The 19011-nt window shown below is 72.5% G+C and carries 14 protein-coding genes; 11 read left to right on the top strand and 3 right to left on the bottom strand.

Annotated elements, in window-relative coordinates; all coding sequences use genetic code 11:
* From Q7T67_RS02495 to Q7T67_RS02465, 7 genes are all read left to right on the top strand, one after another.
* Positions 1-440, top strand: a 440-nt coding sequence (locus Q7T67_RS02495) for a hypothetical protein (RefSeq protein WP_304785755.1), incomplete at its 5' end; no start/stop codon positions are given.
* Positions 437-730: a hypothetical protein gene (locus tag Q7T67_RS02490; RefSeq protein WP_304785754.1), complete on the top strand. Its 294-nt coding sequence runs from the start codon at positions 437-439 to the stop codon at positions 728-730. The genes Q7T67_RS02495 and Q7T67_RS02490, both read left to right, overlap by 4 nt.
* Positions 727-2970: a glycosyltransferase gene (locus Q7T67_RS02485; RefSeq protein ID WP_304785753.1), complete on the top strand. Its 2244-nt coding sequence runs from the start codon at positions 727-729 to the stop codon at positions 2968-2970. The genes Q7T67_RS02490 and Q7T67_RS02485 overlap by 4 nt, the downstream gene beginning before the upstream one ends.
* Positions 2967-4739 carry a glycosyltransferase family 39 protein gene (locus Q7T67_RS02480; RefSeq protein ID WP_304785752.1) on the top strand — a complete coding sequence of 591 codons (1773 nt, stop codon included), beginning with the start codon at positions 2967-2969 and terminating at the stop codon, positions 4737-4739. Before Q7T67_RS02485 ends, Q7T67_RS02480 begins: the two co-directional genes overlap by 4 nt.
* Positions 4736-5947, top strand: a complete 1212-nt coding sequence (locus tag Q7T67_RS02475; protein WP_304785751.1) for a hypothetical protein — start codon at positions 4736-4738, stop codon at positions 5945-5947. Before Q7T67_RS02480 ends, Q7T67_RS02475 begins: the two co-directional genes overlap by 4 nt.
* The gene (locus tag Q7T67_RS02470; protein ID WP_304785750.1) at positions 5947-7467 is read left to right on the top strand and encodes a substrate-binding domain-containing protein; all 1521 of its coding nucleotides are present in this window, start codon (positions 5947-5949) and stop codon (positions 7465-7467) included. Before Q7T67_RS02475 ends, Q7T67_RS02470 begins: the two co-directional genes overlap by 1 nt.
* A 295-nt stretch (positions 7468-7762) precedes the next feature.
* Positions 7763-9085 carry an SPOR domain-containing protein gene (locus Q7T67_RS02465; RefSeq protein WP_304785749.1) on the top strand — a complete coding sequence of 441 codons (1323 nt, stop codon included), beginning with the start codon at positions 7763-7765 and terminating at the stop codon, positions 9083-9085.
* A gap of 425 nt (positions 9086-9510) precedes the next feature.
* Here Q7T67_RS02465 and Q7T67_RS02460 read toward each other — a convergent pair whose 3' ends face one another.
* The 3 genes from Q7T67_RS02460 to Q7T67_RS02450 all read right to left on the bottom strand — a co-directional run bounded on the left by Q7T67_RS02460 (position 9511) and on the right by Q7T67_RS02450 (position 13770).
* On the bottom strand, positions 9511-10611 hold the full coding sequence (locus tag Q7T67_RS02460; protein WP_304785748.1) for a DUF559 domain-containing protein: 1101 nt from the start codon (positions 10609-10611) through the stop codon (positions 9511-9513).
* A 248-nt stretch (positions 10612-10859) separates the two neighbouring features.
* Positions 10860-12518 carry a hypothetical protein gene (locus Q7T67_RS02455; protein WP_304785747.1) on the bottom strand — a complete coding sequence of 553 codons (1659 nt, stop codon included), beginning with the start codon at positions 12516-12518 and terminating at the stop codon, positions 10860-10862.
* A gap of 262 nt (positions 12519-12780) precedes the next feature.
* Complete coding sequence (locus tag Q7T67_RS02450; protein ID WP_304785746.1) at positions 12781-13770, bottom strand: hypothetical protein; 990 nt, start codon at positions 13768-13770, stop codon at positions 12781-12783.
* Between the two features lie 613 nt (positions 13771-14383).
* Between Q7T67_RS02450 and acs the strand changes: the two genes are divergently transcribed.
* From acs to Q7T67_RS02430, 4 genes are all read left to right on the top strand, one after another.
* On the top strand, positions 14384-16366 hold the full coding sequence (gene acs, locus Q7T67_RS02445) for an acetate--CoA ligase (RefSeq protein ID WP_304785745.1): 1983 nt from the start codon (positions 14384-14386) through the stop codon (positions 16364-16366).
* 112 nt (positions 16367-16478) lie between these two features.
* A complete protein-coding gene (locus Q7T67_RS02440; RefSeq protein WP_304785744.1) occupies positions 16479-17072 on the top strand; it encodes an isoprenylcysteine carboxylmethyltransferase family protein in 594 nt (197 codons plus the stop codon).
* Positions 17073-17283: 211 nt separating this feature from the next.
* On the top strand, positions 17284-17721 hold the full coding sequence (locus Q7T67_RS02435) for a response regulator transcription factor (RefSeq protein WP_304785743.1): 438 nt from the start codon (positions 17284-17286) through the stop codon (positions 17719-17721).
* Complete coding sequence (locus Q7T67_RS02430) at positions 17721-19010, top strand: sensor histidine kinase (RefSeq protein WP_304785742.1); 1290 nt, start codon at positions 17721-17723, stop codon at positions 19008-19010. The genes Q7T67_RS02435 and Q7T67_RS02430 overlap by 1 nt, the downstream gene beginning before the upstream one ends.
* The last annotated feature ends 1 nt before the right edge of the window (position 19011 follow it).

Genomic DNA, 19011 nt, shown 5'->3' with positions numbered 1-19011 from the left:
CCGCCGCGGCCGCCGCACAGGCCGCCGCCGCGCAGGCGCAGCCCACGCAGGCCACCTACGGCGGTCCGACCACGCCGCCCGCCGCCCAGCGTGCCGGCTTCGACACGCAGGAGCCCGCCGCCGCCCCGCGCACCGACCTGGTCGCGTCGCTCAACGACGTCCAGCTGCTCAGCGCAGGCGCCGTCGACGTGATGATCGGGCCGGTCCGCGACCTCGCCGACCTCGACGCGCTCGAGAGCCGCATCCTCGCCCTGCAGAGCGTCGAGGCCGTCACGGTCATGGCCTTCGAGGGTCGCGACGTGCTCGTGAAGATCGAGATCGAGCGGCCGCTGCCGCTCGCCAGCATGCTGCGCACCGAGCTCGGCCGCCCGGTCGAGTCCTGCCGCCTGGTCGAGGGCCGCATCGTGGTCACCTTCGCCGACACGGAGAGCAGCGCATGAAGGCGGTCTTCACAGCCCTCCTGGTGTCGCTCGTCTTCGCCGTCTTCTTCGTCCTCTTCCTCATAGTCCCGCTGCTGGTCATCGCGGTGGGCTACTTCTGGATGACGGCCCGCCACAAGCGCCTGTCGCGGAAGGCCAAGGAGGCCCGGAACAACGACGGGGGCGACGACCAGCAGCACCCCGACGCCGATCCGCAGCTCGACCCGCCGCCCGGCACGCAGCAGGGCACCCAGCCCGGGACCCAGGTCGTCCCCAACAAGCCGCCACTCGTAGAGAGCCCGTCCGCATGAGCAGCATCCACATGCCCCCGGGCGACGCGCCGTCCGAGTCCCTCGCCGAGGCGTGGGCGCACCGTGCGGCCCGTGACCACGGCCTGCCGTTCGTCGACATCCGCAACGTCGTCGTGTCCCCGCTGGTCGCCGAGCTCCTGGCCGAGCCGGCGTGCCGCGAGCTGCTCGCGGTCCCGATCGCGCTCGAGGACGGCGTGGTCACCGTCGCCGTCGCCAACCCGGCGCACCCAGGTCTCGAGGAGCGCCTGACGGCGCTGCTCGGCCACCCCGTCTCGCTGCAGGTCGCCCCCGGCGACGCGCTGGAGCAGTCGATCGACGACCGCTTCGAGCCCGGCGCCGAGGTGCCGGTCGCCACGCCGATGCGCCAGTCGCTGCTCGGCGACGTGCTGATCACCCACGGCGCGGTCTCGGCCGCCCAGATCGACACCGCGCTGCACGACCAGGAGGTCGTCGGCGGCCGCCTCGGCGAGATCCTGCTGCACCAGGGGATCATCGACGAGACCCAGCTGCTCACGGCGCTGTCGGAGCTGCACGGCATCCCCGCCGTCGACCTCGGCACGATCGAGCCCGAGCCCGAGGCGCTCGCGGCGATCCCCGAGCCGCTCCAGCGCGAGCTGCGCATCGTGCCGCTGCTCGTCCACGAGGGCGTCCTGTGGATGGCCTCCGCCGACATCCTCACCGCCGAGTCCGTCGCCCGGCTCGAGGCGCACACCGACCTCGAGCACCGCGAGCTCCTCGCCCGCGCGAGCGAGATCGACCTGCTGCAGCAGCGGATCTACAACGAGGCGTACTCGCGCACCGCGGTCCACCTGCTGAAGGAGACCAACCCGGACGACTCCGGGGACGTCGTCTTCACGAAGGGCCAGCTGGGCAGCTTCGGCGTCATCGCGCTGCTGATCCTCGTCTTCGGGATCTTCTTCCCGATCACGGTGCTGACCGTGCTCGTCGCGATCCTCGGCATCTTCCACCTGTCGGTGTCGGTCTACAAGCTGCGGCTCGTCCTCGGCTCCCTCGGCGAGCACGCCGGCATCGACGTGTCGGAGGAGGAGGTCAACGCGCTCGACAACGCGACCCTCCCCGTCTACACGATCCTCGTGCCGCTGTTCCGCGAGGCGGCGGTCGTGCCGGCCCTGGTCAAGGGCGTCCACTCGCTGGACTACCCGCGCCACAAGCTCGACGTGCGCCTGCTCTGCGAGGAGGAGGACGAGGAGACCATCGACGCCATCCGCGCGCTCGAGCTCCCGCCCCACTTCCACCTGGTCATCGTCCCGCCGTCGCTGCCGCAGACCAAGCCGAAGGCCTGCAACTTCGGGCTGCTCCAGGCCACCGGCGAGATCACGGTCATCTACGACGCCGAGGACCGCGCCGCGCCCGACCAGCTCAAGCGCGCGATCGCCGCCTTCCGCAAGTCGCCGGACTCCGTCGCCTGCATCCAGGCCAAGCTGAACTACTTCAACTCCGAGCAGAACCTGCTGACCCGCTGGTTCACCACGGAGTACTCCATGTGGTTCGACCTGATGCTCCCGGGCCTCGACAAGGCCAAGGCGCCGATCCCGCTGGGCGGCACCTCGAACCACTTCAAGACCGCCGAGCTGCTGAAGCTGGGCGCCTGGGACCCCTACAACGTCACCGAGGACGCCGACCTCGGCATCCGGCTGCACAAGGCCGGCCTGTCGACCGCCGTCATCGACTCGACGACGTTCGAGGAGGCCAACTCCGACCTCCCCAACTGGATCCGTCAGCGCTCGCGCTGGATCAAGGGCTACCTGCAGACGTACCTGGTGCACATGCGCAACCCGGTCCGCCTGTTCAAGCAGATGGGCTTCAAGGGCTTCATCTCCTTCCAGCTGGTCATCGGCGGCACCCTGACGTTCCTGATCAACCCCATCTTCTGGGCGCTGACCACGATCTTCACGCTGACCCAGTTCGACATCATCCGCCAGATGTTCCCGGGCTTCGTGTTCTACTTCGCGATCGCCCAGCTGGTCATCGGCAACTTCGTCTTCATCTACGCCAACATCGCCGGCACGATCCACCGCGGCTACTTCCGCCTGGTGCGCCACGCGCTGTTCTCGCCGCTCTACTGGGGCTTCATGTCGATCGCCGCCTGGAAGGGCTTCTGGCAGCTGATCGTCAACCCGTTCTACTGGGAGAAGACCGAGCACGGCCTCGACTCCGGCCACTCCACGAACGGCCACCCCGCGCCGGCCGCGCCCACCTCGAACCAGAACGCCGCATGAGCACCCCGACCGCTCCTCCGGAGCTCCCGGTCCCCTCGCGCCCGGTCGCGCGGCTGCTGCCGGCCGGCAACGAGATCGCCGAGGCCAACCCGAAGGACGACAAGCGTCGCCCCGACGACCTGGCGGCGCCAGTACGGACCAAGCGGTTCGAGACGCTGATCGTCTTCTTCGTCGCCTGGCTCGTCTTCAGCCTCATCGGCTACCGCGTCGTCGTGGGCCAGCACATCGTCCCGGCGGACGCCCTGAACCTCATGAGCCGGGCGTTCTACGTCTGGCACAACGACCCGGCCAAGCTCGCCGCGGTCGGCTTCACCTCGCCGCCGCTGCAGACCGTCGGCCTGCTGCCCTTCGCGATCATCAAGCCGCTGGCCACGGGCCTCGTCGCGCTGCCGATCGCCTCGGGGTTCTGGGGCGCGCTGGCCCTCTCCCTGCTGCACCGGACGATGGCCCGCTGCGGCATCAGCTTCGGCATGCGCCTGGGCATGGTCGTGCTGATCGCGCTCAACCCGATGTGGCTCTTCTACTCCACGACGGGCATGCCCGACATGATCTACGTCGCGTGCCTCGCGGCGATGGTCTACTTCGCCTTCACCTGGGCCGTCGAGGACCAGCCGCGCTTCGTCGCCGGCGTCGGGCTCACGCTCGCGCTCATGGCGATGTCGCGCTTCGGCTTCATCTGGTGGGCGATCTCGCTCGCCGTCGTCTTCACGATCATCCTCGCCGCGCGCGACGCCCACGAGGACGAGCGCGAGGGCCTGCTGATCACGCTGCTCGCGCCGATCGCCGCCGCGATCGTCATCTGGATCCTCGCCTGTCTGCTGATCGCCAGCGACCCGTTCGGCTGGGTCCTCGACGCGCAGCCCTTCGGCGGCGTCTCGACCGACGACCGCACGCAGCCCGTCTCGTTCCTGAAGATCCTCGGCCACACCGGGGCGCTGACGCTCGGCGTCGCCCCGCTGTCGCTCCTGGCGATCGTCGCGTTCCTCGGCCGCGACAAGGACCCCTACCGCATCGGCCTGGGCCAGCTGATCCTGATCATCGGCGGCCTCGTGGTCATCGTGGTCAACGCGGTCATCCACAACGACCTGTCGCTGCTGACGCTCCGCTCGGCGCTTCCCATCATGCTGTTGGGCATCGCCACGGCGATCTGGATCGGCCGGACGCTCGGCGGGTTCGGGCAGTTCATCGGACTCGTGGCGATGGTCGTCGCGATCCCGCTGGCCGCGATCGCCATGGACCGCTACCCCTACCAGAACCTCGAGCAGGCGTTCATGCGCGGCATCCTCAACCAGCGCGACCAGGAGGGCACCGCCTCCCGAGGCGGCTACGACGTCGGCATCCGTCCCGAGCAGCGGATGGCGGCCTTCATCAAGGCGCTGGCCGGCGAGCGCAAGGACACCGTGCTGGCCGACAACTCGACCTCCGGCGGGGTCATCCTGCTGACCGGCCGCCCGCAGGTCTTCGTCGACCGCGTCGACCGCGGCGACGAGTCGTTCCTGAACATCCTCGAGAACCCCTGGGGCAAGGTCCGGTACATCCTGGCCGTCCGCGGGGCCAACGACGGCTCGATCAACTCGCGCTACCCGAACGCGACGTCGGGCCGCACCGCCGGCATGACCGTCGTCTACACCTCGGGCCGCTACGTGCTGCTCTCGGTCGCCACCCTCAACCCGCGTGAGTCCGCCCGCCGGGCCCAGGAGACCGCACGTGCGCGGTCCATCCAGCAGGCCCGCCGCGCCACGACCACGACGACGACCACCACACCGTGATCCACATCAAGCGCATCGCCGCCGGCACCCTCGCGGTGACCGGCGCCACCATCCTGCTCGCGGGCTGTGGCGGGGACTCCGAGGACAAGACCCCCACCACGACCACGACCCGGACGACGGCCACGCGGACGACGACCACCAACGCCGCCCCGGCGACGACCGCGGTCGACACCACGCAGGATCTCGGCGGCACCAACCCGTTCGCCTCGTCGAGCCCCTGGAACACGCCGGTCCAGAGCCTGGACCGCGACCGGACGTCGAACGACATGATCCGCCTGGCGGCCCAGCAGCCGGTCGAGCCCGAGGACCAGACGGACCTCCAGCGACGCAACTTCCTGAACCTCGCGATCAACCTGACCGGCTGGGCGCCCGGCGTCTACCCCGTCGGCACCGGCGAGGCGACGACGCTCGTCTGCCGCCAGTCGCCCTGCGGCGCCCCCGGCGCCCTGCCGCCCAGCACGCTGCGGCTGCCCGCCGACCTCGTCTCGGACTCCGGCCACGACGGCTGGATCATCCTCATCGACCAGTCCACCGACACGGTCTGGGACCTCTGGCGCTCGCGCAAGGTCGGCAACACCCTCTCGTTCGAGTTCGTCCGCAAGTGGGCCCTGGACGGCGACGGGGTGGGCGTCCCCGCCTCCCGTGAGCCCAACCGCGTCCCGAGCGTCCGCGGCTCCGGCCTGCCGCTGCTGGCCGGGCTGATCCGACCGCGCGAGCTCCGCGCCGGCCGCATCCCGCACACGCTGGCCATGGCCGTCCCCGGCCCCGCCGCGACGCGGTTCGTCCTGCCCGCCGGCACGACGAACGGCCTGGCCTCGCTGCGGTCGCTGCCCCAGGGTGCGCGCATCCGCCTGAAGCCGTCCGCGTACCGCAAGCTCAACCAGCGCCGCGTGCGGTCCAACCGGATCGTGACGATCGACGGTCGCCGCCAGCGCTCGCGCGAGGTCATCATCCAGGAGGGCCGCCGCAAGCGCTCCAAGGGCGCCACCGCCGTGCTGCAGGCGCTCTACACCTACGGCGCGATCATCGTCGACCGCGCCAACTCCCCCACGCTCTACGCGCAGCGCAACGCGAACTACAACGGCGTGCTGGCCGCCAACTCGCTGAGCGAGCTGAAGCTGACCGACTTCGAGGTCGTCTCCCTGGGTCGCCTCTACACCGACCCCGCGGCGCCGCCGCCGGCCCGCCCGTCGCAGGAGTCCCGATGATGCGCCGGACACGCCACCTGACCGCCGGGCTGGCCGTCGCCTCCGCGCTGGCCGTCGCCGGCTGCGGGGTCAACTCCGAGCCGGAGATGATCCAGAGCGAGCGCGTGCAGATCAGCGCCCGCGAGCAGCAGCGGGTGCAGAACGAGGAGTCGACCACCAGCCGCTACCGCGCCCTGCCGCGGCGCAGCGCCAACCAGGTCGTCCTCTCCGTCCCGAGCGAGAACAGCGCCTCGGCGCGCGCCGCCCGCGACCTGACGCGCGAGCGCAGCTCCGTCAACTTCACCACCCAGGTCCAGCCGACCGACCAGGGCTTCACCGACATCTGCTCCGGCCGCGCGGACGTCCTGCAGACCAGCCGCGAGATCACGGACGCCGAGCGCGCCCAGTGCAGCCAGAACGGCCTCGACGTCCGCGGCGCCGTCGTCATCGGCTACGCCACCGCGGTGCTCGTGACCGAGAACGGCCGCGACATCGGCGGCGACTGCCTGACCCTGGCGGCCGTCAAGTCGATGCTCGCCCGTGGCTCCACGATCACGAACTGGCGCCAGATCGGCTTCGGCTCGCAGACCTTCAGCGCCGCGGCGCCCCCCGCCACGAACCCGGCCACGAACGTCGTCGCGATCAAGGCGTTCCAGCGTCCCGTCGGCGCCGTCTCGCTGAACGACTTCCGCGGTGACCTGCGCACGTTCTCGGACTACCGCGACCTCAGCGACTTCGTCACGAGCCAGGACCGCATCCGCGCCCTGGACCGCGAGACCAAGGCGTACAACACGTCGATCGCCCGCCAGCGCCGGCGCTCGGACATCGAGTCCATCCGTCGTGCCGAGGCGATCGCCGCCCGCGCGGTCGTCCGCCAGATCCAGGCGGAGAACAAGGAGCGCGAGCGCAAGAAGCAGGCCGTCCGCAACCCGGACGAGCTCGAGCGCCAGAACGCCGCCCGGGTCCGCGAGGCCAAGCGCCGCGCGCGCCTCGAGCAGACCCGCAAGAACAACGCGGTCGTCAACACGCAGACGGAGCGGTTCCGCCGCGACCGCTTCGGCACGCTGTTCTCCAGCGGTCGCCTGGGCGTCGTGCCGTACACGTTCTACGAGCTGAACTCGGACGTGCTGCGCCCGCTCGAGATCGACCCGCGGACGACGCCGTCGAGCAAGCGCCCCGACTGCCGGTTCCCGTCGCAGCAGACGATCGTCAACCGGACGTACCCGCTGATCCTCCCGGTCTACATCTACGGCGACCGGCGCGTCCTGCGGACCGCCTCGGTGCGGGTGCTGCTCACGCGGCTCCTGACCGAGAACGCCGCGCTGACCCGCCGCGAGGACCTGACGGGTCTGTCGAACACGGCCCTGATCAACACGCGTCGCTCGCTCGGCCTGCCGCCGATCCAGCAGACGACCACGACGACCGACGGCACGACCACCACGTCGACGCAGCAGTCGCAGCCGACGGTGACCAACGCGACGCCGAACCTGCAGCCGGGCGAGATCCCGGGCGTCAACTCCCGCGGGGTCGAGAGCCCGTGACCGGCCCCGGCGTGACGCGCCCGGGCGGCGGCCCGTCCGGCGCGCGGCGCCGGGTGGCGGGGACCGGGGGGCCGGTCGGTGGTGGGCGGAATGTCGTCGCTGCCGGGTCGGTCGGCGGTGGCCTGCGGGCGATGCTCGACGGCCGGGTCGGCGGTGGCCGGGTCGACGGTGGCCGGGTCGACGGTGGCCGGGCGGTCGACGGTGGCCGGCGGGGCGAGAACCTGCGCGGCTCGGTCGTCCGTCCGTGTACGGTGCGCGGCGCCGGTCGGCCGGGCACCGGGTGAGGGTGCGGACCGTGCCGTTCCTCCAGGCCGCCGCACTGGCGGTCACCCTCTGCGTGAGCACCGGCTGCGGCGGTGACTCCACGAAGCCGACGGCCAAGGCCACGACGGTCGCCCCCACCCCGGGCGTCGCCACGCCGCAGACCGCCGCGCCCGTCACCACCCGCGCCGCGAAGCCCAAGCGGCCCCTCGCCAACCCGGCGGGCTGGCCGACCACCCTGCAGGTCGGGCTGATCGACCCCGAGAACGGCGCCGCCGCGTTGGCCAAGCGCGCACCGTTCGGCGTCCGCTGGCACTACCTCTCCGGCGGCGCGGGCACCTCCGGGTCCTGGGACCTCTGGCGCACCGGTCAGGGCTCCTACGCCACCGCCTACGTGCAGGACTCGGCGAAGACCGGCACCGTGCCGTTCCTCTCCTACTACGTCCTGCAGCAGACCCCGCCGTTCGACACGCTCCCCGACGAGCACCAGCGCGTGCTGCGGGGGATCAAGAACCCGGCCACGATGAAGGCCGTCGTCGCCGACCTGCGGCTCGCGCTGACGCGGATGGGCCAGGGCGGCGACAAGACGAGCGTCCTGCAGATCGAGGCGGACCTCTGGGGCTACGTGCAGCAGCAGGGCGAGCCGGCCACGACCAAGGCCGCCATCGCAGGAACCGACGCGCTGGCGGTCGGCCTGCCCGAGACCCTCGCGGGCTTCGCGCGCCTGATCACCCGGATCCGCAACGAGGTCGCGCCGAAGGTCCTCCTGGCCTACCCGGTGTCGGTCTTCGGCACGAACAAGGACATCGTCGGGTCCGACCCGACGTCCGACCAGGTCAAGGCGATGGCCGCCTCGAGCGTGCGGTACTGGCGCTCCCTCGGCCGGCCGTTCGACCTGATGACCTTCGAGTACGCCAACCGCGACGCCGGCTACCAGGTCAAGGTCGACGGGATGGCGGAGAAGGACTCCTGGTGGACCGCCGACAACGAGGCGCGCCACCTCGAGTACGTCAGGGGCGTGCTGTCGGGCTCCAAGCGCGCCGGCGTCCTCTGGCAGGTGCCGCCGGGCAACACCGTCAAGAAGATCATGGACGACACCCCCGGTCACTACCGGGACACCAAGGTCCAGGCCCTCCTGGGCCGCAAGGGCCGCCCGTACCTGAAGGCCTACCGCGACGCCGGCGTCGTGGCGGTCCTCTTCGGCTCCGCGTTCCCCAACGACACCTGCGCCTGCCGGCGCACGGACCAGTACGCCACCAAGGGCGACGACGACGGCGGCTACCTCGCCGCCCAGGTCCGCAAGTACGCGCGGGACGGCGAGCTGAAGCTGACGCGGCTCCCCAAGCGCGGGGGGTGAGCGGGGGGGGGGCGGGCGCTGTTGCCGGCGGCGGCGAGGGCGGGATCCGGCAGGCTGCTCGGGTCGCCCTTGCCCGGCTGGACGGGCCGGCGGTTCCGTTCGCCCCCGTCGGGCGGGGCAGGCGGGTCTGGTCAGGTACCGGAATCGCGTGCCTGCAGGCTCTGTTTTCGGTACCTGAGGTCAGGCGCGAGGCGCCCCCGCAGGCCGCGGGGCAGGCGGGTGTGGTCAGGTACCGGAATCGCGTGCCTGCAGGCCCTGTTTCCGGCACCTGAGGTCAGGCGCGAGCCGCCCCCGCAGGCCGCGGGGCAGGCGCGCGTGGTCCGGTCACGAAATCGCGTGCCTACAGGCCCTTTTTCCGGTACCTGCGGTCAAGCGCGAGCCGCCCCCGCACGCCGGCGGGGGGGCCGGTACCGAGACCGCGTGCTTCACAGGCCCTGTCCCCGGTACCCGAGGTCGCTGCCGGGGCCAGGGCCGTGATCGCCCGTGGCGTCGAACGACCCCCACGTGCCAGGCGCCGGCGGACGCGACGGGGCCGGGGCGCCGATCCTCGGAAGGAACCGGATGAGCCGCTCGACCGTCGCGGCCTCGTGTTCGACGACCTGGTCCCAGCTCAGACGCGTGACGTCGTAGCCCATCGCTCGGAGGTCGGTGGCCCGTCGATGATCACGCCGGAAGCTCTCCCGGTCGCGGTGGCACCACCACCCGTCGAGCTCGACGACGAGCCGGTGCGCGGGCCAGAGCGTGTCGACCTCCCAGTCCCGCCATGGCGTCCGGACGACGACGTTCGTGTCGGGCAGGACGAACCCGTGGCGCCGGAGCAGCTCGATGAAGCGCACCTCCAGCTCAGCCTTGAGCCGTCGGTGCGCGGCCTCGTCGCCGGCGAACACGCGCATCGCGCTCCGCAGGACCGCCGTCCCGGGTCGAGCCCGTTCGAGCATCCCCTCGAGAGCGAAACGGTCGAACAGCCGGCGATCCTCGGCCCTGCGAAGGGCGCGGTCGACGGCGCGCTCGTCGGCTCCGGCCGCGAGGTCCACGAGCGTCCGGGCAACCGACGTGCAGGGGATCCCGTCGACCACCGCTCGGTCCTCCTCAAGGATCTCCCGCGCGCGGTGGGGTCGCAGTCCCGGCCGAGACTCGGTGGTGCGGAGGGTCAGGACGTCGACGACCGCGGGCGATCCGTCGACGAGGCCCCAGAGGGCAGCCGCGGCACGGTGGCTGAGGAGCGCTCCGTCCCCGCCGGCGAGCACCGCCGCCATCCACCAACCCCGGGCCGAGAGCAGCCGGTGCCCGACGGCGAAGACCCCCGGGTAGATCCGGTGCAGGCGCCGACGCGCGACGCGATGGCGCACGGCCGACGCGCTGAACCCGGCGTCGCGCAGCTGCCGCCTCGAGACGAGACCGTGTTGTCGGGCCGCGAAGGCGTGGATCGCCTCGTCGCTCGGTGCGACCGAGGACGGCCGCACGGCGGCTTCGGGCTCTGGCGCGACGGTGGACGCCGCGCCTCGGACGACTCGTTCATCGGGCACACCCGGATCGTGTCCGGATCGGTGTTGCGCGACCAGCCCGAACGGTGTCGACCCTGTCGAGAGAGACGACCGTCGCCCAGCCGTGAGCTCCGACGCGCGGCCCCGTCCCCCCCCGGTCGTGCCCCTACGGCCGCGACCCCGGCCACTCGCCGACGGCCGCAACCCCGCGGCCCCCTCCCGGCCCCCGCCCCTACGGCCGCGCGCCCGGCCGCTCGTCGACGGCCGCAACCCCGCGGCGCGGCCCCGCCCTACGACGCGACCGACTGCGCCGCCACGGCGCACGTGTTCTGCGCCGGGTCCGGGTCGTTGACCTTCCAGCGGGACGAGATCAGGATGCGGGCGCCCGCGGCGGTGTCGATCTGCAGCTGGCCGTTGTTAGGGAGGGCCGAGACGACCGGGCCGTTGAAGGGGACCGCCGTGTCGACCGAGCCCTCGCGGGTCGTCAGGGTCGACGCACCCGGGATCTCGACGCGGACGGAGCGGGTGCCCGACGGGGTGGCCTGGCAGATCAGCTGGATGCGGCCGACGCCCGGCAGGTCGGCGACGGTCTGGTCGCGGCCGGCGGCCGCCGCATCGCCGCGCCAGAGGACCTGGGCGGAGCCGACGCCGGTCGAGCCGGGGGTCTGGGCGACGATGTCCGCCTGCGCGTTGCAACGGGCGTTGTTGGGGTCCCGGAAGTCCCACGCCCAGGTCACGTGGACGCCGACGGGCGCCACCAGGGACGAGGCGAACGGGGCGTTGAAGGGGCCGCGGTCGCTGAGGATCGCGGTGAACTCGCCCGTCGACTGCTTCTCGGCGGGCTGGAACTTGTTGAAGCCCTCGTTGAAGTCGCGGCCCGTGAACTGGGTGTGCAGCGCCTCCCGGAGGGCCTTCTCGGCGTTCTGGCTGTTGCCGTCCCACGAGCGGTAGGTCCACGTCAGCATCGACGACTCGCGCGACTGGTCGGTCGGGAAGACGCGGATCCACTGGGTGCCCGTGCTGCAGACGAGCTCCCCGTAGCCGACGCCCGGCACGACGAAGCCCGCGACGTCGCGGCCCGCGGACGACGCCCCGGACCACGCGATCTGCACGCGCTGACGCGACGGGTCGGGTGTCGCGGCCGCCGGCGCGATCTCGGTCGCCTTCGACAGCTGGATCGTCTGCGTGGCGCTGCTCGTGGACTTCTGGGTCCCCGACCGACCGGTGACGGCCACGCTGTAACGGCCGGCCGGCAGGGACGCCGGGGCGCGGAGGACGGCCTCGGTGGGCGACGTGAGCCGGCCCTTGATCGAGGTCGCCGCGACCTTCGCGCCGAGGGCGTTGCGGAGCTGGACCCGGACGCCGCGGGCGGTGCTGCCCCCGACGGGTCGCAGCAGGACGCGGACGACGGTCCGGCCGTTCTGCTCGGTCGAGCCGCGGAGGGCGGCGCGGACGGGCAGCGAGGCCGAGCGAAGGCGGTAGGTGACGCTCGCGCGCCGGGCGCCGCAGCCGGAGACGGTGCCGGTCACCCGGATGCGGACCGCACCGGGGGTCGGGGTGCCCCGCAGTCGCAGCGCGACGGACGTGGTCCCCTTCGCCAGACGGGCGGCCGTCCCGGAGGCGATGGTCCGCCCGCCACGGGTGACGACGACGCGAACGCCGGTGGCGGTGCCGCGGCGGACGGTCACCGGCGCGACGGCGCGGTCCTGCAGGACCGTGGGGTCGCGGGTCGCGAGCGTCGAGCTCAGCGCGGTGCGGCAGGCCGCGGACGACGTCGCGGCCGACGCGGCCGGGGCCGCACCGAGCACGGCGACAAGGGGCACGGCGGCGGCCAGCGCGAGGCCGACGAACCTGCCGGCCGGACGAGCTCCGCGGCTCGCGCGGACGCCCGCTGGAGCGGGGGCTCCGGCCGCCGGGATCGGCGCGTAGGTGGGGCGATCGGACGGCATCCCACCGATGGTCGCACGCCGGAGGGCGTCGGGCGCCGGGCGGACCGCGTTCCGGGTGTCCGAGTGGCCGGATGACCAGGTGGGCTCGCGCCCGGCGGGCGCGAGCCCGTCCGTCCCGTCACGACGACGAACGGGTCCCTCCCGTCCCTGGTCCGCGAGGGACCGGGGACGGGAGGGGCCCGTCGGGGACCGGCGCGGACGCCGATCCGAGCCCGGTCCCCGCCCGTCCGCGCAGGGCGGACGGGACGGGGACCGGAGGGACTCAGCTGCCGAACGTGTACTCGATGGCGGCCAGGTTGCGCAGCTTGATCGCGAGCTTCGAGACCGTGGCCGACGAAGCGGCGGCGGTCGCGCTGTCCGCGTTCGTGCGGAGCGTCGCGGCGAGGATCAACGCCGCGTCGAGGTTGGCCTTGCCGCTGTTGGCACCGGCCTTGACGCCGGCGCCGCCCGTGGCGATGGCCGCCTTGACCGCGCCCCAGGTGGTGCTGGCACCGGCGGCGATGACCGCCGCGCCGCCCTTGGGACCGATCGCGCCGGTCGTCACGACGGGCGTCGAGTCGGTCAGCGACATGTCAGCACCCGTGGCCGGGACGTAGACCGTGGTGTAGTCGCCGCGGTACGTGCCCTTCGACGTGGCCTCGGAGCCGTCGCCGGCGCCGTTCTCGAACAGGCCGCCGCGGTAGTAGAGCTCGAGGCCCAGGATCGCGCCGCCGGTCTGCGAGTACGAGATCGAGCCGAGCGTCGACAGCGAGGTGCCGCGGGAGATCGGCAGGTTCACGCCGGCGTAGCCGGCCGTGGAGTCGATCTTCACGCCCGCGCTCGAGAACGAGATCGTGCTCGTGTCGGCGGTCGTGTCGTACCAGGGGGTGAAGCCGAAGAGCTGCGACGTCTGGGCCGTGACCTTCTTCGGATCGAAGCTCGTGCCGGCCGCGCCGGTCTCGCCCTTGGCGCCCGTGGCGCCGGTGGCGCCCGTCGCACCGGTGGCGCCGGTCGCGCCACGCGGACCGGTCGGACCGGCCGGGCCCTGGGCGCCCGTGCCCTTGGCACGGATCAGCTTCTGGGTGCCGGACGAGAGCTTGCTCAGCGTCAGGGTGCGGTTCTTGACGTCCTTGCCGAGGATCGAGCCGTTCTTGATCTTGGACGACGACACCGAGTTGTTGCGCAACGCGGTCTGGGCGGTGGCTACGCCACCACCGAGGAGTGCCGCGACGAGGGCCGCGACGAGGATGACCCGCATGGTCTTGAAGTTCATGCGAAGCCTTTCTTCTGGAGGGTCTGGACACACACGCGACCCAGCCGGGTCCCGATGTGTGACGAGCGTATACGCGCCCCAGGTCGGCGGAACGGTGATACCGGCACCCGGTCCGTGTACAGGCGGACGACTCCTGTGCCATCGATCACCGTCTGGACGGCTAACGCGGGTTCCCGCCTACCGATGAACGCCGTTGTTCCCTTTGGTGCACATATGTACCACCTCAAGGCGCCTCAACGCATGTACGAGGCCAGAACGGCGACCGGCCCCGTGCACCGAGGTGCACGAGGCCGGTCTGTCGGCCGGGTTGTCCCCCAACGCCCCGTCCGATGGATGTACCTTCTCGCGGCCGGGGAACGGTCGGGTCTCGCGGGCGCATCGGTTTCGTATCGCGGGTCCGGCCCGCGATCCCGCGCCGGATGGCGCACCGGCCGGTACACCGAGACCTCGCGCCACGATCTCCGCCCCGACGCGACGCCCGTGCAGCGCCGGGGCGCCACGTCGCCCCGTCTCCGCCCGACACGGACTGTGCCGCGGGGCACTCTTGTAGGTTCGAACGACCCCCGGGTCGCCCGTGGGGCGCCCCCGATCTCGACAGAGGACCCCACCCGAGATGAGCACCGACCAGACCCGCGAGCTGACCGAGGAGGGCGTGGAGGCACGCCTGGGCGAGCTGCTCGGGCAGGAGCGCTTCGCCCCCCAGGTGTCGTTCGCCGAGGACGCGGAGATCACCGATCCGCAGCTGCGTGCGAAGGCCGCGAAGGATCCCGTGGCCTACTGGGAGGAACAGGCGGGCAAGCTGCGCTGGTCCACGCCGTGGGAGACCGCGCTGAACGAGCAGGACGCGCCGTTCTACCGCTGGTTCGAGGGCGGGCGGATCAACGTCTCCGACAACTGCCTGGACCGTCACGTCGAGGCCGGCGACGGCGACCGGGTCGCCTTCCACTGGCACGGCGAGGAGGGCGAGACCCGCGACGTCACCTACGCCGAGCTGCTCGAGCAGACCGCGACGTTCGCCGGCGCGCTGCGCGACCTGGGCGTGGAGCAGGGCGACGTCGTCGGGATCTACCTGCCGATGATCCCCGAGGTCGCCGTCGCGATGCTCGCCTGCACCCGCATCGGTGCGGTTCACAACGTCGTCTTCGGCGGTTTCTCCGCCACGTCGGTGGCCGAGCGGATGGAGGTCTCCGGCGCCAAGGTCCTCGTCACCGCCGACGGCGGTCGGCGCAAGGGGAAGACCGCGCCGGTCAAGCCCGAGGTCGACAAGCACTTCGCCGACCTCGACGGCCTGGAGCACATCGTCGTCGTCAAGAACGCCGGCAACGACGTCGCGATGCAGGAGGGCCGCGACGTCTGGTTCCACGACGTCGTCGAGGCCGCCGAGGCGGTCGACCCGGTGCCGCTGGACGCCGAGGCACCGATGTTCATCCTCTACTCGTCGGGCTCGACGGCGAAGCCGAAGGGGATCCAGCACACCACCGGCGGCTACCTGACGGGCGTCACCACGACGCTGCGCCAGGTCTTCGACCTGCGGCCGGAGTCGGACGTCTTCTGGTGCAGCGCGGACGTCGGGTGGATCACCGGCCACTCCTACATCGTCTACGGGCCGCTCGCCAACGGCATCACGTCGGTGATGTACGAGGGCGCGCCGGACTACCCGCACAAGGGCGTCTGGTGGGAGTTGATCGAGAAGCGCGGGGTGACGAAGTTCTACACCGCCCCCACCGCCATCCGGGCGGCGATGAAGTGGGGCGTCGAGCACGTCTCCGGGCGCGACCTGTCCTCCCTGAAGCTGCTGGGCTCGGTCGGCGAGCCGATCAACCCGAAGGCCTGGCTCTGGTACTGGCACGTCGTCGGCGGCGAGCGCTGCCCCGTCGTCGACACGTGGTGGCAGACCGAGACGGGCTCGATCGTCGTCACCACGCTCCCGGGCGTCGACGACGCCAAGCCCGGGTCGGCCGGCATCCCGCTGCCCGGCTACGAGGTGCAGGTGCTCGACGCCGAGAAACACACCGTCGTCGAGGAGGGCGAGGGCCTGCTGGCGATCCCCCGCCCCTGGCCGTCGATGCTGCGCACCCTGTACCAGGACCCCGACCGCTACCGGTCGACGTACTGGGACACGTTCGGCGAGGACACGTACTTCGTCGGCGACTCCGCCCGGATCGACGCCGACGGGTACATCTGGGTCATCGGGCGCGTCGACGACGTCATCAACGTCTCCGGTCACCGCCTGTCGACCGCCGAGGTCGAGTCCGCGATCGTCGCCCACCCCCACGTCGCCGAGGCGGCGGTGGTCGCCAAGCAGGACGACCTGACCGGCCAGGCGATCGTCGCCTACGTGACGCTGCAGGGCGACACCCTGGCCTCCGACGAGGTCGCCGCCGAGGTGAACGCCGAGATCGCCGACCGGATCGGCAAGCTCGCCCGTCCCAAGCGGATCGTCTGGACCCAGGACCTGCCGAAGACGCGCTCGGGCAAGATCATGCGCCGCCTGCTGCGCGACATCGCGGAGGAGCGCGACCTGGGCGACGTGACGACGCTCGCCGACCCCGGCGTCGTCGAGAGCCTGCAGGACCGCTGGCGCGAGGGGTCCTGAGGTCCGGGCGGCGGGCGCGTCCCGCCGCGCCGCTGTTCTTCGGCCCTCCGCTCCCGCCCGACGGTGGAACCCCCGGGCGCCCCGCCGCCCGGCGTGCGACGCTTCCGCCTCCGTGTCCGCAGCCGCGCTCATCGGGGCCGTCGTCGCCCTGGTCGTCCTCCTGCCGGCCCGCGTGCTGGCGCACCGCCGGCGGACCGGGCGGACCGGGGTGGTGCTCCGTCGCTCCGCCCCGGGAGCGCCACGCCGCGCCGCGGCCCTCCTGGCCGTCGGCACCGTCCTGGTGGGCCTGGGCCCGGCCGGCCACCTGGTCGGCCTCGACTGGGCCTGGACGCCCGGCGACGCGTTCATCACCCACGCCGCGGGGTTCCTGCTGCTCGCCGCCGGCCTCGCGTGGGCCGCGTGGGCGCAGGCCACGATGCGCGAGCACTGGCGGATGGGCCAGGACGAGGGCGAGCGCACCGAGCTGGTCACCACCGGGCCCTTCGGGCGCATGCGCCACCCGATCTACACGGGCATGGTCGTCGTCGCGCTGGGCGTCGCGATGATCGATCCGACCTACCCCGGTGCCGCCGGCGTGGTCCTGCTGCTGATCGGGGTGCGGCTGCAGGCCATCCAGGTCGAGGAGCCCCACCTGCGCACGGTCCACGGTCCGGCGTACGAGGCCTGGGCCCGGCGGACGGGCCGGTTCCTGCCCCCGATGGGCTGATCCGGGTCCCCCCGAGAGGCGCCGCGCGACCCCTGCGGGGGTCCACCGTCGGGGCCGTCGACGGCGTCGACCGGTTGAGGGCGGTGAACACTGTAGCCGCATCCGATCGGCGGTGCTGATCGTTGCATCAGTTGATGGGTACTTCGGCTATGCCTACCTCTCGGAGAGCCGCCGAGCCTATGATCCTGTGGACGAGCGTGTGGGGAGAATGATGGACGGCCACGCCCCCGACGGGCGCCAGGAGATCGAGACGGACCGCGACGAGCGGGTGACCGTCCTCGTCGCCGACGACAACGATCGGTTCCGCAGTGGGATGGTCCGCGCCCTGGGCCGGTTCCCGGACATGGTCGTGGTCGGCGACGTCGTCAACGGCGCCCTCGCCCTCGAGGCGATCCGCGAGCTGCGGCCGCGCATGGTCCTCGCCGACGCGCGGATGCCGCTCGTCGACGGCCTCGAGGTCGCCCGCGGCGTCACCGCCGACCCGTCGCTGAGCGAGACCAGGGTGGTCCTGCTCAGCGCGCGCCACGACCGCTGCCTGTCCGAGGACGCACGCGCCGCCGGCGCCGTCGACTGTCTCGACAAGAACGACTCCCGCCGCGAGATCTGCGAGGCCGTCCTGTCGATCGCGAGGCGGACCGGACCCGCCTGATGTCCTGGCCCGGCCTCAACGCGGTGCACGAGGGGGAGCTCGCGACGGGGCCGATCCCGCACGCGCTGCGCCGCGTCAGCACCCAGGCCCGGGCCGTCTTCCGCATCCTCGCCGCCATCGCGGTCGGGGCGCTGCTCCTCGTCAACGTAGACGAGAACAGCTCGCGCGCGGCGACCGTCGTACCGCTGCTCGCGGGGCTGTACGTCGTGGCGAGCACCGCGATCGCCTGGCCCCGCGCCACCCTCGGTGCCGTCAGTCGTCGCTCCGACGTCGTGCGGGCGGTCGCCGACATCATCGCGCTGTGCGCGGTGGCGGTCGCGGTCGCCGAGCCGCGCGTGGCCGTCCTCCTGGTGCTCTGCGCCATCCCCATCGGCTACGGCCTGACCCTGCCCGCCGCCACCGTCGTCGGGCTCGCCGCGGTCTCCGTCGTGGCGTGCGTCGTGGTCTGGGCGACCGGCCCGCTGTTCGACGGCCCCGGGCTGGACGAGAGCTCGCTGATCCTGCTGGCCCTCGCGATCACGTGGTCCGGGCTCGTCGCGAGCCTGATCGCGGTCGAGCGCGACCGCCGGGCGGAGCGGATCACCCGGCTTTCGGAGTCCGTGCACGACATGCTCCATCAGGCGCTCCGGGCCGGCAGCACCGAGCGCTCCCGCGTCGCGGACCTCCTCCACGACGACGTCCTGCAGCTGCTCCTCTCCACCCGGCACGACATCTCGGATGCCATGAACGGCGACCTGGACCTGCTCCCCGACGCCCGGTCCGGTCTCGAGGCCGCCACCCATCGCCTGCGGGAGACGATCGCGGCGTTGCGCGACGACGGCGACGACGAGCAGCCGCTGGCCGAGGGGCTGAGCGCGCTCGCCGTCGCAGGCGACCGCTCCCGGGGCGCCGCCGTCGAGGTCGCCACGACCCGCCGGCTGGGCAGGACCGCGCACCCCGTCCTGCTCGCGGCCACGCGCGACCTGGTCCGCGACGCCGAGGTCTCGAGCGCCGCGGCACGCGTCCGGATCGACGCCGACCTGGAGGACGACGAGGTCGTCCTGGTGCTCCGCCACGACGACCGGCGCTTCACGCTCGGCCTCGACCCGTCCGCCGACGCCACGAGGACGCTCACCCAGCTGACGGCCCGGATCCGTGCGATGGACGGTGGCCTAGATGTCGAGCACGGCGCCCAGGGTGAGCGCATCGTCACGATCCGGGTACCCGTAGCCCCCGCCTCTCCCCTCCTCGACCCCGCGCTCCCCTGGTCCCCCGGCGCGATGTCCGGTCCCACCCCGAAGCTCGGCTGAT

It is taken from the genome of Patulibacter sp., from assembly GCF_030655195.1.
Classification (GTDB): Bacteria; Actinomycetota; Thermoleophilia; order Solirubrobacterales; family Solirubrobacteraceae; genus Patulibacter.
This window is presented reverse-complemented; position numbering and strand designations above follow the sequence as displayed.

Excerpts from the sequence above, each read along its gene's own strand:
- Q7T67_RS02490 (WP_304785754.1), top strand. The coding sequence starts at position 437 with ATGAAGGCGGTCTTCACAGCCCTCCTGGTGTCGCTCGTCTTCGCCGTC.
- Q7T67_RS02485 (WP_304785753.1), top strand. The coding sequence starts at position 727 with ATGAGCAGCATCCACATGCCCCCGGGCGACGCGCCGTCCGAGTCCCTC.
- Q7T67_RS02450 (WP_304785746.1), bottom strand. The coding sequence starts at position 13,770 with ATGAACTTCAAGACCATGCGGGTCATCCTCGTCGCGGCCCTCGTCGCG.
- Q7T67_RS02435 (WP_304785743.1), top strand. The coding sequence starts at position 17,284 with ATGGACGGCCACGCCCCCGACGGGCGCCAGGAGATCGAGACGGACCGC.
- Q7T67_RS02455 (WP_304785747.1), bottom strand. The coding sequence starts at position 12,518 with ATGCCGTCCGATCGCCCCACCTACGCGCCGATCCCGGCGGCCGGAGCC.
- Q7T67_RS02470 (WP_304785750.1), top strand. The coding sequence starts at position 5,947 with ATGCGCCGGACACGCCACCTGACCGCCGGGCTGGCCGTCGCCTCCGCG.
- Q7T67_RS02480 (WP_304785752.1), top strand. The coding sequence starts at position 2,967 with ATGAGCACCCCGACCGCTCCTCCGGAGCTCCCGGTCCCCTCGCGCCCG.
- acs (WP_304785745.1), top strand. The coding sequence starts at position 14,384 with ATGAGCACCGACCAGACCCGCGAGCTGACCGAGGAGGGCGTGGAGGCA.
- Q7T67_RS02430 (WP_304785742.1), top strand. The coding sequence starts at position 17,721 with ATGTCCTGGCCCGGCCTCAACGCGGTGCACGAGGGGGAGCTCGCGACG.